Below are 15377 nucleotides of genomic sequence, written 5' to 3'. Positions count from 1 at the left end.
TCAACGCGGACGGGGTGACAGCAGGCTGAGCACCAACGACAGCGGGGGCCAGTTGGTGCGGCCGCGGCGGGTGAGGGTGTAGGCGCGCATGCGGGGTTCTGGGTCGGGGAGGCGGCGGAGGGAGATGCCGGTGGTTTTGGGGTAGGCGGCGGGCATGAGGGCTACGCCGAGGCCCGCGGTGATCATCTCCTGGACCAGTTGGAGGGTGTCGGCGCGCTGGGTGATGTGGGGTTCGAAGCCGGAGAGGGCGGCCAAGGTGCGGACGACGTGTTCGTCGGCGGTGTGGCGGGAGTTCACGATCCAGTTGCTGTCGGCGAAGGCGGCCAGTACGTCGAGCGTCGTGCCGGTCGTGCGCGGGGAACGTGACGGTACGGCGAGGGCCCAGGTGGACTCCCAGAGCGGAGAGGACTCGAGCGCCGGGTCGAGCGGGGCGGGCGCGAGGTTGTAGTCGTAGCTCAACGCGAGGTCGACCTCGTCGCGCTGCAGCAGGTCGAGCGCCTCGGGCGGCTCCTGCTCCTGGATCTCCAGCCGGACGGCCGCAGGCAGTTGGGCCACGACAGGCAGCAGGCTGTCGCGGATCACCGTGTGGAACGCCGCCACGCGAACCGTCCCGGCCGGCTCGGCCGACGGATCGAGGTCGGCCCGCGCGGCCTCGTGCGCCGCGAGGATGTCGACGGCGTGACCGGCCAGCCGCCGACCCGCCGGCGTGAGTCGCACGCGGCGGCCGTCGGGCTCGATCAGCGGCGTGCCGACCTCCTTCGCGAGCGCGGCGATCTGTTGCGAGACGGTCGACGTGGTGACGCCGAGTGTCGCCGAGACCGCCTGCATCGATCCCTGCCGGGACAGCGCGAGGAGCAGCTCGAGGCGTCGTACGTCCATTCATGAATCATGAACGATCTGTCCAGGATTATCACGTGGACGCGAAGAAATTCGCGAGCTTCACTGGAGGGCATGAGCACCCCTGACACCCGGACCGGCGTGGCCTTCGCGGTCCTGTCGATGACGATGGTCCAGCTCGGACTGGCCGCCTCCGTCGGGCTCTTCGACCGCGTCGGGCCGGAGGGCGCGGCCTGGCTGCGGCTGGCCTGCGCCGGGTTGATCGTGCTCGTGCTCTTCCGGCCGCGCCCCAGTTCGTTCGACCGCAACTCGTTCCTGGCAGCGGTCGGTCTCGGCATCGCGACGGCCGGTGTGACATTGCTGTTCATGGCGGCCGCAGCCCGGCTCCCACTCGGTACGGCGAGTGCGTTGGAGTTCCTCGGTCCACTGTCGGTCGCAGTACTGCGGAGTCGCGGGCGGCTGATCTGGCCGGGGCTGGCGTTCGCCGGGGTGATGTTGCTGACCCAGCCCTGGCACGGTTCGGTCGACGGGCTGGGCGTGCTGTTCGCGCTGGGCGCCGCCGCTTGCTGGGCGGCGTACATCGTCCTCACCCAGCATGTCGGCGGGAACGTCACCGGCCTGCAAGGCATGGGCGTCTCGCTGCCGGTGGCGGCGGTGGTCGCGACCGCGGTCGCCGGGCCGAGCACGATCCCGGTCATGACCTGGCAGCTGGTCGTCATCGGTTTCGGGCTGGCGCTGCTCCTGCCGGTGATCCCGTTCAGCCTCGAATACCTGGCCCTTCGCAAGCTCGACGCAGGTCTCTTCGGCACCCTGATGAGCCTCGAGCCGGCGCTGGCCCTACTGGTCGGCTGGATCTTCCTCAGTCAGTCCCCCGGCCTCCTCCAGGCCGTCGGCATCGCCTGCGTCGTGGCCGCCGGCGTCGGCGCCGAACGGGCCGCGCGCCCTCAGGTGAAGGAGCTCGCTGGCGTAGTCGCCGGTCAGTGACAGGTGTACGCCGTTCGACATCAGCCCCGCGCCGGACAGGTCGCCGTAGCTGGCGTGGGCGTCGAGGCCGCGAAGCCTGACCGGGCCGGCAGGTTGGGGGTCTCGAAGGTCAGCATCGTCAGCTCAACCGTGCCGCCGCTGTTCTTGCTGTCGGCGGGTTTGCCGCCCTGTGTGCAGCCGGCAAGCGCTACCGTCAGAAGGGCCGCCAGGGTGACCGTCAACCGCGATCTCATCACGGTCCCTCTCGACGGCACTATGATTTCCTGAATACGCAAGCTAGTTGGCAATATCGGCGCGACCATAAGGACGATTCATCGGATGAGTCAAGATCGAGCCCCCGACGCGCGCACGGGCGATTCGTCGCTGCTGCGCAGGCTCAACCTCTCCGCGGCGCTCGGCGCGTTCCTCGCGGCGGAGTCCTTGACGTTGCGCGAGCTGCGCGCGGTCGTCGGGGTGTCGAGACCGACCGCCGAGGACCTGCTCTCCGAGCTGCTCACCGAGGGGCGCGTCGAGGAGACCTCCGCGCCGCGCACGCCGTCGTCGACGCGCGCGGCCGGGCGACCGGCCCGGCACTTCCGGTTCCGCGCCGAGTCCGGGTACGTCGCCGGCCTGGACATCGGCGCGCACAAGGCGATGGCGGTGGTGACCGATCTGCGCGGCAACCCGCTCGCCACCCATCGGGTCTCGTTGGACCCCTCGCTCGAGGCCCGTGACCGCGTCCGCGCCGCGATCGACGCCGCACAGGCGAGCTGGTCGCAGGCGCGGATCGCCCCCTCGGACATCACCGGCGTCGCGTGCGGCGTCACCGGTGCGCTGCGGGCCGGCGAGGGCGTGCACGACGTCCGCGAGGGACCGGTCGGCTCGGCGCTGGCGCCGTACTCGCTGCCCGGATTCACTGAGATCGACGTGGCCGGGGAGTTGTCGGCGGGGCTGGGGAAGCCGGTCGCGGTGGCGAACGACGTGAAGCTGGCCGCGCTCGCCGAGCACTGGAAGGGGGCGGCGCGGAAGTACCGGGACATCGTCTACATGTTCGCGGGCCACCGGGCGGGCGCCGGCGTCCTGATCGACGGCCAGGTGCACCAAGGCCGGCACGGCGCAGCGGGCGAGATCGGCGTCTTCCCGGCGCTGGGCTGGGCCGCGGCGATGGAGCGACTGCATGCCCGCGGTGCCGAGCTGGCGGCAGCTGAGGCCGCGAGCAACGCCCGCGCGGCGGGTCGCTCCCACGCGGGGCCGTACGGCGCGGGGCACGAGGGCGAGCTGGTGATCGCGTCGGCGGCGCGGCAGGACCCGGACAGCCTCGAAGTACTGATCGAGTTCGCCGAGGTGCTGGCTCGCGGCGCGGCCGTGCTCGCGCTGGCGGTCGACCCCGAGGTGATCGTGCTCGGCGGCGGGATGTCGCGCGGCGGGGCGATCATCGCCGAGCCGTTCCGGCGCGAGCTGGCGAAGCTGACGCTGGTCCCGATCGAGGTGGTCAGCTCCACGATGGGCGCCGATTCGGTCGCGCTCGGCGCGGCCCGGATGGCGCTGGGCGCGGTGGTCGCGGAACTCCTGGCGGTGCCGGGGTCTTGACCGGGCGGGGTCGGCCGATGAAAGATCGGATCTCTGAATAGGCAATCTGGTTGCCGTAATTCTTCCGCCCAGCTGGAAGTGAGAGATCACCGATGGCCCTGCGACTCCCCCGCATCGTCCTGCTCGTCCTCGCCCTACTGGGCACCCTCTTGTCGGTGACCTCCACGGCCCGGGCCGAAGTGGAGAACCCGCGCCAGCAGTGGCTGCGCGACTCCACCGCCGGCCTGTTCCTGCACTGGGGCATGTTCACCGCGCCCCGCCATACCGACTGCGCCGCCTGGGAGCGGGACGTCACCGCCGGCGGCTGGAGCGCCGACTACTGGGTGGACGAGGCACTCAAGCTGCACGCGTCGTACATCGTGCTCGCGACCTTCCACAGCCGCCTGGGGTACGCCCGGCCGTGGCCGTCGAAGATCCCCGGTAGTTGCTCCACGCAACGAGACTTCCTCGGCGAGCTGGTTGCCGCAGGCAAGGCCAAGGGGGTGCACGTGCTGCTCTACATGACCGACGACCCGCAGTGGCACAACGAAGTACCCGGTGTCGAGACGCTCGACTCGGCCGCGTACTCGGCGTACAAGGGTCAGCAGGTCGACCTGACCACGCGGCAAGGGTTCGGGATGTACAGCTACGACCTGTTCCACGAGGTGATGGACAAGTACCCCGACCTGTCCGGGTTCTGGATCGACAACGACAACGAATACTGGGAACAGCACGGACTGTACGAGCAGATCCGGCAGCAACGGCCCTCGTGGTTGCTCAGCAACAACAACGAGGACACGCCGATCATGGACACGGTCAGCAACGAGCAGAAGACCGGCATGACCCCGGCGTACGACTATCCGCAGGCGACGTTCACGCCGATGCCGCGGCTGACCGAGGCCGACTACAAGCTGCCGACGACCGGCCAGTGGTGGTACGACGGGAGCGACGGCAAGGTCGACTACGGCCTCAGCGTCGGCCGGTACGTCGCCAACGCCGGCTCGTCGATCAAGTCGCTGATGGCCGAGACCGCGATGGTCAACGGGAAGTTCCCGCCGCAGCAGGTCGCCTTCAACAACTTCATGGCGGGATGGTTGCCGCCGATCGTCTCGTCGCTGGCGAAGACGCAGGGCGGCGGCTACATGTACGGCGGCATGCAGCCCGGGTTCTGGAACGACGGGGCGCACGGCGTGATCACCTTGTCCGGCGACACGCAGTACGTCCATGTGCTGACCAAGCCTGTGTCGCAGGACCTGGTTCGGTTGCGGGACAACGGGTACGCGGTGAAGTCGGTCAGCGATGTCCGGACGGGGCGGTCCTTCCGCTTCAACCAGTCCGGCGGGTACCTGACCATCCTCGGCGTCAGCACGTGGGACCAGTACGACACCGTCTTCAAGGTCACCACCGCGGGACAGACCGGGGTGTATCCGAACAGCATGCTCAAGGCAACTGCTTCGTCCTCCGCCGCTGGGCATCCCGCCGCTGCGCTGGTGGACGGCAGCTACCCGTCGTACTGGGACGCCGACGGGCAGCTCCCCGTCTCGATGACGCTCGACCTCGAGCGGCCTCGGTTGGCGACGTACCTGGCGGTCAACCAGACCGAGTGGTCCCCGACCCACGCACGCGAATCCTTCGGCCGCCCTGAGGACTCCGCGCGGATCAAGGACTACAAGGTGTCGGTCAGCCTCGACGGACGGCACTGGAAACAGGTGAGCGCCGCCGCCATGCCAAGCCGTCGAGGCGTGCAGTTCATTGACATCGGCAACCAACTTGCGCGGTACATCAAGCTGGACGTACTCAACACCTGGGCCGGCGCGCAGTCCCCGACGTACTTCGGGAAGCTGAAGATCGACGAGATCCGGGTCGGATATGCCTATCCGAAGGCGCTTCACAACTCGCTCCCGCTCGAGGCCGAGTCGGTTCACGGGACGCATGTACGGCCATGCCCGGCCTGCTCGGGGTCCGCCGCGGTGGTCGGCGGAGTCACCTACCGGAACGTCCAGGCTCCCGCAGACGGGTCCTACAAACTCGAGCTGACCGCGCTGCCGACCCACGACCGCGCCTTGAGCGTGCGCGCCAACGGCGGTCCTCCGGTGCGGGTCACGCTCGACGCCGGCAACCCCGACGTACCCACGAGCATTGCCCTTCCCGTGCAGTTGCGGGCCGGCGCCAACACTGTCCAGATCACGGGTGATTCGCCCGTCGACCGCATCACGGTCGGCCCGCTCCCGCCCGCGTCGTACATCCCGAAGACAACCATGACGGTGAAACCGTCAGGCATCGTCTGGGTCGGCCCCGGCGAGCAGTCGGTCACCGTCACGGCAAATCTCCGTCTCGACGAGGACGCCGTCGACAACATCCGAATGGCACCCACCGCCCCAGCGGGCTGGACCGTCACCGGCGCCCCGGTCACCGCATCCCGCCTCCGACTGGGCCAGACCATCTCCGGCACCTGGACCCTCACCGGCTCGACGGCCGCGAAGGTCCCGATCGACGTCACGTTCGACACCGTTGGCCTGCCCCACAAAGTCTCGCAGACGGTACCGATCCAGATCCGCCCCGCCGACCGCATCTTCAGGCGCGAAGCCGAAAGCTCCCTGAACCAGATCGGCTCCGCCGGCATCACCAGCTGCGGCGCATGCTCCGGCGGCCAGAAGGTCCGCAACCTAGGTGGTGCCGATGACGCCCACGTCGTCTTCCCAGACGTCACAGTCCCCACCGAAGGCGACTACTCCCTCTACCTCGACTACACCGTCAACGGCACCAAGTCGTACTTCGTCTCCGTCAACAACGCCGCCCCCACCGAGGTCTCAGTCACCGACGTAGGCAACACCACAGTCCGCACAACCCAACTCCCCATCCACCTAGCCGCGGGCACCAACACCATCCGCATCTACAACACCGAGGATGCTGCCCCCGACCTGGACCGAATCTCGCTCGGCTGACAGCCGTCTTTGAGCACCCACCAACCAGAAGGTCCGCGGACGAACGGTTGGTGGGTGCCCAAAGACGCTGGGCTTGGGAAGTTACGCGGCAGCGCGGGCCGCGGCTACCTCTTGGCCTTTGACGGTTTCGGGGAAGCGGGCGAGCATTTCGCGTAGTTCGGCTGCAGCGACATTCGCGCCGAAAGGTTCGGTGCCGGGCTCGAGGCGTTTGCCCTCGGCGAGCGAGCCGGCGAGGACCGGATCGAAGCCCAGCGCGTCGACGAGCTTCGCCACCTCGGCCGCGTCGACGGACTCGCCGGCGATCGCGATCGCCTTGCGGTCCGGCGCTCCCGCAGGGCGAGCTCCCTCGTCGAGGTCGTGGTAGCCCATGTGGTTGAAGGCCTTGACGACGCGGGACCCGGGCAGGAACTCCTGGACGAGCTCGGAGGACGACGTTCGCGGGTCCGTGAGGTCATCGCGGATGCCGTCGACCTCCCACCAGTAGTTCATCGCGTCGATGACGAGCTTCCCGCGCGACGCGTCCACCGGGATCGTCCGGTGCTTCCCGAGCGGCAGCGCGAGGATCACCACATCGGCCTCGGCGGCCGCCTCCGCGGCGGTCGTCGCGACGGCGCCCGGCGTGACAACCTCCACGATCAGCGCGATCTTCGAGACCTCACCCGACCCCGCGATCAGCACCCGGTACCCGGCAGCGACCGCGAGCCGGGCCAGGACGGTCCCGACCTTGCCGGCCCCCAGGATCCCGATCGTCGTCACTGCGACTCCTCCGCGAGAATGTCCCGCACCAGCGGGATCACCTTCGTGCCGTACAACTCGACGGCCTTCATCCGCGCACTCACCGGCAGCGGACCACCCGAGTAGATCAGGTCGAACCGCGACACCCCCAGCGTCTTCACCGCAGCGGCGATCCGGCGCGCGACGGTCTCCGGCGAGCCGACGTACATCGATCCGTGCAGTATTTCGGACTCGAACTCCTCGCGCTTCAACGGCGGCCAGCCGCGCAGCGCCCCGATCCGGTCCCGCATCACCTTGTACGGCTCGAAGTAGATCTCCTTCGCCAGCTCGTCCGTCTCCGCGACGAACCCCGGCGAGTGCATCCCGACCGGATGCGCAACGGTGCCGAACTGCTCCGCCGCCCGCTTGTACAGATCCAGGTACGGCGCGAACCGGTCCGGCGCCCCGCCGATGATCGCGAGCATCAGCGGCAACCCGTAGTACGCCGTGCGTACGACGGACTGCGGCGAGCCGCCGACCCCGACCCAGGTCTTCAGCCGCCCGGACTCGGTCTTCGGATAGACGTCGGCGTTGTCGAGCGCGGCGCGGACGGTGCCTTCCCAGGTCACCGGCTTCTCGTCGAGCAGCTGCACGAACAGCTGCAGCTTCTCCTCGAACAGCACGTCGTAGTCGGCCAGGTCGTACCCGAACAGCGGGAAGGACTCGGTGAACGAGCCGCGCCCGAGGATCACCTCGGCCCGCCCGTTCGACAGCGCGTCGACGGTGGCGAACCGCTGGAACACCCGCACCGGGTCGTCCGAGCTCAGCACGGTCACGCCGGAGCCGAGCTTGAGGTTCGACGTCTTGGTCGCGATGCCGGCCAGCACCGTCTCCGGCGACGAGATCGAGTACTCCGGCCGGTGGTGCTCACCGAGCGCGATCGCGTTCACGCCGATCTGGTCGGCCAGTACCGCCTCGTCGACGACCTGCCGGATCGCCGCCGCGTCCGTCACCGGCGCGCCGCTGTCGTCCACCGGGATGTCCCCGAAGGTGTCGAGCCCGAAATCCAGCTCGGCCAACTCGGCCATGTCGCCACTCTCCTGTCCGCTCACCACAACAAGTCTAGGTTGACACGTCAACACCAGACCAGGGGTGTTCATTCCCGAGAGAGGGTCAGACCCAGTGCCGCAGTTTGTCCGGGTTCAGAACGATCCAGACAGCGGCAACCCTCGCGCCCGTCACCTTCAGGCTCACGACGGCGACGACCCCGTCGACGCCACGCAGCACGACGCCCGGCTGGCCGTTGACCGCCTCGACGGTCAGCGCCCGGTCCGGGTGTACGCCGAGCAGCTCGCTCACGCACTGCGCGACCTGGGCGACCCCGCGGACCGCACCCGCCGCGGCGAACACCTGCCCGCCGCCGTCGCTGACCGCGATCACCTCAGGCGCCAGCAGACTCCGGATCGCAGCGGCACTACCGGCTCGGCACGCCGTCGCGAACCGGTGCACGACAGCATGATCGCCTCGCTTGAACACTTCTCCTCCAGCTCAAGCGACGGCGGTGAGCTTCGACAGGTTCATCATCCACAGCACCTCGTCGATACCGTCGGCCGACGCGACCACGGTGCAGACCGCGAACAGCTCACCGTCGCGCTTACACATCGCGGCCGTGCTGCCGTTGACCGCGCCGAACTCGACGTCGACGCCCTCCCAGAAGCGCGCGTGGAACGCGCGGTAGTACTTCGCCACCCGCTCCCGCCCGACCACCGGGAACTTCGACGCCCGGGCGGCGCCGCCGCCGTCGGAGTAGCTGATCGCGTCCTTGGCCAGCAACTGCTCCAGGTCGGCGAGATCGCCCGACCGCGCCGCCGCGACGAATGCCGAGAGCAACTTCTTCTGCTCGGTGCCGGTGACCTCGTGACGTCGCTCCGCGCGGATCCGTTTGCGCGCCCGGCTGACCAGCTGCCGCACGGCCGGCACGGTCGTCTGCAGCGTCGTGGCGAGCTCGTCGTACGGCACGTCGAACGCCTCCCGCAGGATGTACGCCGCCCGCTCGGTCGGCGACAGCCGCTCGAGCACGAGGAGGACCGCGAAACTCAGCGCCTCCCCGCGCTCGGCCCCGAGGTACGGGTCGGCGCTGGTGTCGACGGGCTCCGGCAGCCACGGCCCGACGTAGGTCTCCCGCCGGGCGCGCGCGGACTGGCTCACGTTGATCGCGAGCCTCGTCACCGCCGTCGACAGGTAGGCCACCGGATTCTGGACCGTACTTCGATCCGCCGCCTGCCAGCGCAGCCACACCTCCTGGACCAGGTCCTCGGCCTCGGTGTGGCTGCCCAGCATCCGGTACGCGATACCCATCAGGCGCGGCCGCACCTCGTTGAAGACCGCCACCGCGTCGTCGAGCTCCATCGACACCCTTCTGTCAGTAATCAGCTCTGTCAGTTCCCAGCCGGAGAATACGGCGGATCGTCACCCTCGAGGGCCCGGATCGCGCCGCGCAGGCTGTTCAGATCGGCGGTCTCGGCCTGCGCCTCGTACGGATCGAGCGCCCAGTCGGTCTCGTCGTCATCGGGTACGGCGCCGGCCGCGTCCAGCTGGATGTCGGCCTCGACCTCGACCTCGAGGTCCCGAAGGAAAGGATCGCCCTCGCCCATCGTCATCGACCGGCCTGCGCGGCGTACCACTCGTCGTAGTGCAGCTTGCCCAGGGTGACCTCGCCGATCGGGACCAGGCTGCGCTCCTTGAGCTCGGAGCCGAAGTACCGGGCGTGCTCGTCAGAGACGACCTCGCGGGCGTCGCCGCGCTGCGCCAGCGCCTTGCGGAAGAACTCGTCCATCCGGTACTCGTCCGGCCCGGCGATGTCGATCCGCGCGTTCAGCGGCTCGCCCATCGCGACCCGCGCGAGGTTCTCCGCGACGTCCTCGCCGGCGATCGGCGCCCACGCGACCGGCGCGATGTGCACCTTGCCGTCGTCCCGGGTGCCCTCGTCCGCGGTCGGGCCGACGAACTCGAAGAACTGCGTCGAGTGCACCAGCGAGTACGGCAGGCCGGAGGCCTTGATCAGCTCCTCCTGGGCGATCTTCGCCGCGAAGTACCCGTTGTCGGGCATCCGCTCGGTGCCGACGATCGAGATCCCGACGTGGTGCCGGACCCCGGCCGCGTCCTCGGCCTGCAGCACGTTCCCGGTCGAGGTCTTGAAGAACTCCATCACCGGCCCGGCCTCGAACGACGGCGAGTTGGCCACGTCGACGACGACCTCGGCGCCCTTCAGTACGTCGGCCAGGCCCTCACCGGTGATGGTGTTCACGCCGGTGCTCGGCGCGGCCGGCACGGCCTCGTGGCCGTGCTCGGTGAGCTTCGCCACCAGCTTCGTGCCGATCAGGCCGGTGCCGCCGATCACGACGATCTTCATCGCAGAACCCCTTCGATTGTTTTGTGCTGTCATCAGGTAAGACAGGGCACCCACCCGGCTTGTGACAGGCAATCCCCGTCACATCCGAGCTATCTGCGCTGTCTGTTTGTCGACGACCTCTGACGAAGGGAGACGCTGTGCCCAACGCGACCGTCCGCATCCGGGTGCGGATGACGGCGCGGCCGATCGACGAGCCGCACCGGGTCTCCAGTCAGCTGGAGCTGCTGTTCGACCTGACCTTCGTGGTCGCGGTCGCCGCGGTCACCGAGCAGTTCGCGCACACGATCGCCGAAGGGCAGGCCAGCGCGGGCCTGCTGCCGTTCCTGCAGGTGTTCTTCGCGATCTGGTGGGCGTGGATGAACTTCACCTGGTTCGCCTCGTCGTACGACACCGACGACGTCACCTACCGGATCCTGACGATGGTGCAGATGGCCGGAGTGCTGCTGCTCGCCGCGGGCGTCCCGGCGGCCGCGGACCACGGCGACTACCTGATCATGACGCTCGGCTATCTGACCATGCGGCTCGGGCTGATCTCGCTCTGGTTGCGTGCGGGCATCGAGGACCCGGACTCACGGCGTACGGCGTTCCGGTACGCCTTCGGGATCGGGGCGTTGCAGGTCGGCTGGTTCCTTCGGCTGTTCCTGGCCGACAGCGGGGCGTCGGACGGCGTGCTGCTCGCGGCGTTCGTCATCCTGGCGATCCTCGAGCTGTCCGTGCCGCTGTGGGCCGAGCGGCCGCGGGCGACTCACTGGCATCCACACCACATCGCCGAGCGGTACGGACTGTTCACGATCATCCTTCTCGGCGAGGCGGTCCTGGCCGCGTCCAACGGCGTACGGCGGGCCGTCGAGGAGACCGAGATCAGTGGCGAGCTGATCGCGGTCGCCGGTTGCGGTCTGGTGATCCTGTTCGCGTTGTGGTGGCTGTACTTCCTGCAGCCGGCCGGTCCGCGGCTCGAGGAGCGCCGGCACCGCTCGTACCGCTGGGGCTACGGGCACTACGGCCTCTTCGCGTCGCTCGCGGCACTCGGCGCCGGCCTGGAGGTCGTCGTCGAGCAGACCAGCCACGACCTGCACATCTCCCCCACCGCGGCGAGCTACGCGGTGGCCATCCCGGCCGCCTGCTTCGTCGGCCTGTTGTGGGGCGTGCACACGATCGTCTCGGAGCCATCCCGGGTGCAGCTGGGTTCGGCGACGGCGGGAGTGGCGATCCTGCTGTTGCTGCCGCTGGCGACGCCGCAGCTCGGCTCCGTGGCGGACCTCGCGCTGGTCGCCGCGACCTGTGTCGCGCTGGTCGGCGTGGCCTCCTGGCACGAGAGCGTCAAGCAGTCAGACCCGACAGCGTCTTCAACGTCGCTCGGATGACATCCACGATCGATTCGCCGTCCGGGTCGGAGACCCAGCGCTCGTAGGACACCCGGAACACCGCGACACCGGTCTCGGCCGCGAGCGCCGCGACGTCCGGGGCGACTCCACGCTCGAGCAGGCCGTTGGTGAGCGCCGATGTCAGCGCGGCCATCTTGATCAGCTCGCGCTCCCGCAGCTCGGGCGTCGCGTTGATGACGGCCTGCCGGCGACGTGAGTACGTCTGGCGGATGTCGTCGAAGAACTCGGCCGACGCCAGGACGGCGGCTGCGACGGCCTCCATCGGGGTCGCGTCCGCCGGCGCCGCGGCCAGCGCGGTGACCATCTGCTGCTCGAGGAGCTCGGACCCGGCGAACAGCACCTCGCGCTTGTCCGCGAAGTGCCGGAAGAACGTGCGCGCGGTGACCCCGGCCCGGTCGGCGATGTCGGCAACGGTCGTGCCGTCGTACCCGTGCTCGGCGTACAGCGCCATCGCGGCCTCACGCAGCCGCCCGGCCGCGTCCGGTTCCCACCGTCCCATGGGTCGATCCTAGCTGATGTCATTGACTGACATCAGAACGTGTAGCATCGTGATGTCAGTCAATGACATCACTCGAAAGGTACCTCCATGCGTGTGTTCATCACCGGAGCCTCCGGACACGTCGGCTCCGCCCTCGTGCCGGAGCTCCTGCACAACGGCCACTCGGTCCTCGGCCTGGCCCGCTCGGACGACTCGGCGAAGCGCCTGACGGACTGGGGCGCCGAGGCCGTCCGCGGCGACCTCGACGATCTCGACCGGCTGCAAGCAGCGGCAGCCGCCGCGGACGGAGTCGTCCACCTCGCGTTCCGCCACGACGCCATGCAGGCCGGCGACATGGCCGGCGCGGCCGCGTCCGATCTCGCCGCGCTGCAGGCGATCGGCGATGCGCTGGCCGGCACGGACAAGCCGTTGGTCAGTACGTCGGGCACGGGCATGCTCGCCGGCATCGTCCGGGATCGCACCGCGACCGAGGACGACTTCGATCCGAACGGCGGCTACCGCATCGACGCGGAGAACTTCGTCGTCGAGCTGGCCGGCAAGGGCGTCCGGTCGTCAGTCGTCCGGCTGCCGCAGATCACCCACAGCCGGCTCGACCACCACGGCTTCGCTCCCTCGCTCATCGGATTCGCCCGGCAGAACGGCTTCTCGGCGTACGTCGGCGACGGGACCAACCGTTGGCCGTCCGTGCACACCCTCGACGCCGCCCGGCTCTACCGCCTGGCCCTCGAGTCCGCACCCGCGGGCAGCCGTCTGCACGCCGTCCAGGACGAGGGCGTCGAGTTCCGCACGATCGCCGAGGCCATCGGTTCGGGTCTCGGCCTGCCGGCGCGATCGATCACGCCCGACGAGGCAGCGCGGTACCTCGGCTACCTCGCTCGCTTCGCCACCATGAACAGCCCGACGTCCTCAGCCCGGACGCGTGAGCTGCTCGATTGGCAGCCCACGCACCCGGGCCTCCTCGCGGACCTGGCGGAGGGGTTCTACTTCGATTAGACCTTCAGGACCGGCGCGATGGTCTTCGAGCGAGAGCCTTCGTACGCCGCCAGCAGGATGCCGAGGACGGCGATCCCTTCCTCCTCGGTGTGCAGCGGGCGGGTCTTGCCGAGCAGGGAGTCGGCGAAGTGGCCGATCTCGGCGATGAAGGTGTCGACCGGTTCGAAGTCGAAGTTCTCGGTCTCGCCGGACCGGAGGCGGTAGGACAGGGTCGTACCGTCGCTGGTCAGTGAGCCGAGCTCACCGACGGCGGAGAAACGCTCGGTGGACGCGGCCGGCTGGTAAGCCCAGCTGGTCACCAGCTGACCGACGACTCCGTTGTCGAACTTGATCAGTACCTGCGCGGAGTCCTCGCCCTCCATGAACTTCAACCGGTGCGTGGAGAGCATCGCGGTCGCCTCGACCGGCAGCCCGCCGGCGAGGTGCAGCATCAGATAGGTGGGGTGGTACCCGGTGTCAATGAGCTCGCCGCCACCACTCGTCTTGCTGCTCGCCCGCCAGCCCATCGAACTCGGGTCGAAGTCGTTGTAGAAGCTGTCGGTCGTCCGTACTTCGTAAACGGTGCCGATCGTGCCCGCCTGCAGCAGCTCGCGCGCCTTGGCGACAGCCGGCATGAACAACTGGTTGTGCGCGCACATCAGCGTCACGCCGCTCTTGACCACCGCCTTGCGCACGTCGGCTGCCTCTTCGGCCGACAGGCAGAGCGGCTTCTCACACAGGATGTGCTTGCCCGCCTCGGCGGCCGCGACGATCGCGTCCCGGTGCAGGTGGTGCGGCAGGCAGATGTCGACCGCGTCGAGGTCCTCGTTGGCGAGCATCTCGCGGTAGTCCGTGTACGGCGTTGCTCCGAGTTCCTCGCCGCGCTTCGTCGCCGTCTCCGCGACCGCATCCGCGACCGCGGTGACGCCGATCTTGTCGGCATGCGCCCGGTACCCCTTGATGTGGGCCGATGCGATCCCGCCGGCCCCGATAAGTCCGACCTTGATCATGGGCATCTCCTCAGTTGTAGGCGATCACGCGGCTGGACTTGGCGGCCTCGTTGGCGGCCACCACCAAACGGGTCAACTCGACTGCGCGCGCGATGTTGTCGTCCGCCCGGGTCCCGCTGCTGATGTGATCCACCCACTGCGCGAACGCGTCCGTCGAGTGCTCGGGCACGTCGACCTGCTCGCCGTTCACCAGCAGCACGTTGCCGGCGTCGGAGTACGTCAGGGTCCCGTCCGTCCCGAACAGCTCGATCGTGAACGGGTTGTTGCTCGCGAACCCGGCCTCGATCACGCCGATCTTCTGGTCCGGGTACCCGACGACCACGACAGCGTTGTCTTCGAGGCCGCGCTCGGCGATCGAGCGGTACGTCGCGCTCACCGTCTCGGGCCGTGCGCCGAGGAACAGCTGGGTGAGGTAGACCGGGTGGCAGCCGAGGTCGGTGAGCGCGCCGCCGATCGCGGTCGACGGCTCGAAGAACCGCTGCGGCAGCCAGCCCTCGACACCGTCGCGCGGGATGGCGCCGTCGTGCGAGAGCCGGACCCGGCCGTAGGTGATCGTGCCCAGCGTGCCGTCCTCGATGACTTCCCTGATCGCCTGCGTGTAGCCGTGGTAGAGCCGCGGCAGCGACACCGTCAGCTTCACACCGGCCGCGTCGGTGGCGGCGATGATCTCCTCGGCCTCGGCGACCGTCGGCGCGAGCACCTTCTCGGTGAAGATGTGCTTGCCGGCCCGGGCCGCCTTCACCATCACGTCGCGGTGCACGTCGGTCGGGGTCGTGATCACGACGCCGTCGAGATCCTCGCGGGCGAGCAGCGCGTCGAGGTCGTCGGTGAACTCCACGCCGAACTGCTCGGCGCCGCTCTTGCCGCGATCCGGGTCGTCGTCCCAGACGGCCACCAGGTCCGTCCCCGGGTGCGCCTGGGCCTGCCTCGAGTAATCGCCGGCGTGCACGTGCCAGAAGCTGAGGGTCGCGATCTTCAGTGGATTGGACACTCTGGTCTCCTCATATCGGAAGCATTCGGAAACGTTTCGGATCGACCGTCGGCAGATCACGGTACAACGTTGTCAGGAGG

Annotated in this window: 15 protein-coding genes; 5 read left to right on the top strand and 10 right to left on the bottom strand. The window is 69.0% G+C overall.

Annotated elements, in window-relative coordinates; genetic code table 11:
* Positions 1–879, bottom strand: a complete 879-nt coding sequence (locus tag ACIA58_RS21780; protein WP_396405555.1) for a LysR family transcriptional regulator — start codon at positions 877–879, stop codon at positions 1–3.
* A gap of 72 nt (positions 880–951) precedes the next feature.
* Between ACIA58_RS21780 and ACIA58_RS21775 the strand changes: the two genes are divergently transcribed.
* The 3 genes from ACIA58_RS21775 to ACIA58_RS21765 all read left to right on the top strand — a co-directional run bounded on the left by ACIA58_RS21775 (position 952) and on the right by ACIA58_RS21765 (position 6314).
* A complete protein-coding gene (locus ACIA58_RS21775) occupies positions 952–1821 on the top strand; it encodes an EamA family transporter (RefSeq protein WP_396405554.1) in 870 nt (289 codons plus the stop codon).
* A 318-nt stretch (positions 1822–2139) separates the two neighbouring features.
* Positions 2140–3390 (top strand): ROK family protein, encoded by a 1251-nt coding sequence (locus ACIA58_RS21770; protein WP_396405553.1) that lies wholly within the window; start codon positions 2140–2142, stop codon positions 3388–3390.
* Positions 3391–3482: 92 nt separating this feature from the next.
* On the top strand, positions 3483–6314 hold the full coding sequence (locus ACIA58_RS21765; protein ID WP_396405552.1) for a discoidin domain-containing protein: 2832 nt from the start codon (positions 3483–3485) through the stop codon (positions 6312–6314).
* 81 nt (positions 6315–6395) lie between these two features.
* Here the strand turns inward: ACIA58_RS21765 and ACIA58_RS21760 are convergent, their stop codons facing one another.
* The 6 genes from ACIA58_RS21760 to ACIA58_RS21735 form a co-directional block, all read right to left on the bottom strand.
* Entirely contained in the window at positions 6396–7070 is a 675-nt protein-coding gene (locus tag ACIA58_RS21760; RefSeq protein WP_396405551.1) for an NADPH-dependent F420 reductase, read from the bottom strand.
* Positions 7067–8140, bottom strand: a complete 1074-nt coding sequence (locus ACIA58_RS21755) for an LLM class flavin-dependent oxidoreductase (RefSeq protein ID WP_396405550.1) — start codon at positions 8138–8140, stop codon at positions 7067–7069. The genes ACIA58_RS21760 and ACIA58_RS21755 overlap by 4 nt, the downstream gene beginning before the upstream one ends.
* A 61-nt stretch (positions 8141–8201) precedes the next feature.
* On the bottom strand, positions 8202–8537 hold the full coding sequence (locus tag ACIA58_RS21750) for a hypothetical protein (RefSeq protein ID WP_396405549.1): 336 nt from the start codon (positions 8535–8537) through the stop codon (positions 8202–8204).
* 39 nt (positions 8538–8576) lie between these two features.
* Positions 8577–9437 carry an RNA polymerase sigma-70 factor gene (locus ACIA58_RS21745; protein WP_396405548.1) on the bottom strand — a complete coding sequence of 287 codons (861 nt, stop codon included), beginning with the start codon at positions 9435–9437 and terminating at the stop codon, positions 8577–8579.
* 29 nt (positions 9438–9466) lie between these two features.
* Entirely contained in the window at positions 9467–9688 is a 222-nt protein-coding gene (locus ACIA58_RS21740) for a hypothetical protein (RefSeq protein WP_396405547.1), read from the bottom strand.
* Positions 9685–10440, bottom strand: a complete 756-nt coding sequence (locus ACIA58_RS21735) for an SDR family oxidoreductase (protein ID WP_396405546.1) — start codon at positions 10438–10440, stop codon at positions 9685–9687. The genes ACIA58_RS21740 and ACIA58_RS21735 overlap by 4 nt, the downstream gene beginning before the upstream one ends.
* Before the next feature lie 137 nt (positions 10441–10577).
* On the opposite strand from ACIA58_RS21735, the gene ACIA58_RS21730 reads away from it, so the two are divergent.
* Positions 10578–11804, top strand: coding sequence for a low temperature requirement protein A (locus tag ACIA58_RS21730; protein ID WP_396405545.1), 1227 nt, complete (start codon positions 10578–10580; stop codon positions 11802–11804).
* Here ACIA58_RS21730 and ACIA58_RS21725 read toward each other — a convergent pair.
* Positions 11761–12324: a helix-turn-helix domain-containing protein gene (locus ACIA58_RS21725; RefSeq protein WP_396405544.1), complete on the bottom strand. Its 564-nt coding sequence runs from the start codon at positions 12322–12324 to the stop codon at positions 11761–11763. The genes ACIA58_RS21730 and ACIA58_RS21725 overlap by 44 nt on opposite strands.
* Positions 12325–12411: 87 nt before the next feature.
* On the opposite strand from ACIA58_RS21725, the gene ACIA58_RS21720 reads away from it, so the two are divergent.
* The gene (locus ACIA58_RS21720; RefSeq protein WP_396405543.1) at positions 12412–13317 is read left to right on the top strand and encodes an SDR family oxidoreductase; all 906 of its coding nucleotides are present in this window, start codon (positions 12412–12414) and stop codon (positions 13315–13317) included.
* Here ACIA58_RS21720 and ACIA58_RS21715 read toward each other — a convergent pair.
* Together ACIA58_RS21715 and ACIA58_RS21710 are read right to left on the bottom strand one after the other, a co-directional pair.
* The gene (locus ACIA58_RS21715; RefSeq protein ID WP_396405542.1) at positions 13314–14306 is read right to left on the bottom strand and encodes a Gfo/Idh/MocA family protein; all 993 of its coding nucleotides are present in this window, start codon (positions 14304–14306) and stop codon (positions 13314–13316) included. The two genes, ACIA58_RS21720 and ACIA58_RS21715, sit on opposite strands and share 4 nt — an antisense overlap.
* Positions 14307–14316: 10 nt before the next feature.
* The gene (locus ACIA58_RS21710) at positions 14317–15297 is read right to left on the bottom strand and encodes a Gfo/Idh/MocA family protein (protein ID WP_396405541.1); all 981 of its coding nucleotides are present in this window, start codon (positions 15295–15297) and stop codon (positions 14317–14319) included.
* Positions 15298–15377 lie beyond the last annotated feature (80 nt).

Origin of the sequence: Kribbella sp. NPDC051586 (genome assembly GCF_044453965.1) — a bacterium.
Lineage (GTDB): Bacteria > Actinomycetota > Actinomycetes > Propionibacteriales > Kribbellaceae > Kribbella.
The sequence above is the reverse complement of the archived record's forward strand: the minus strand, read 5'-3'. Positions and strand labels throughout refer to the sequence as shown.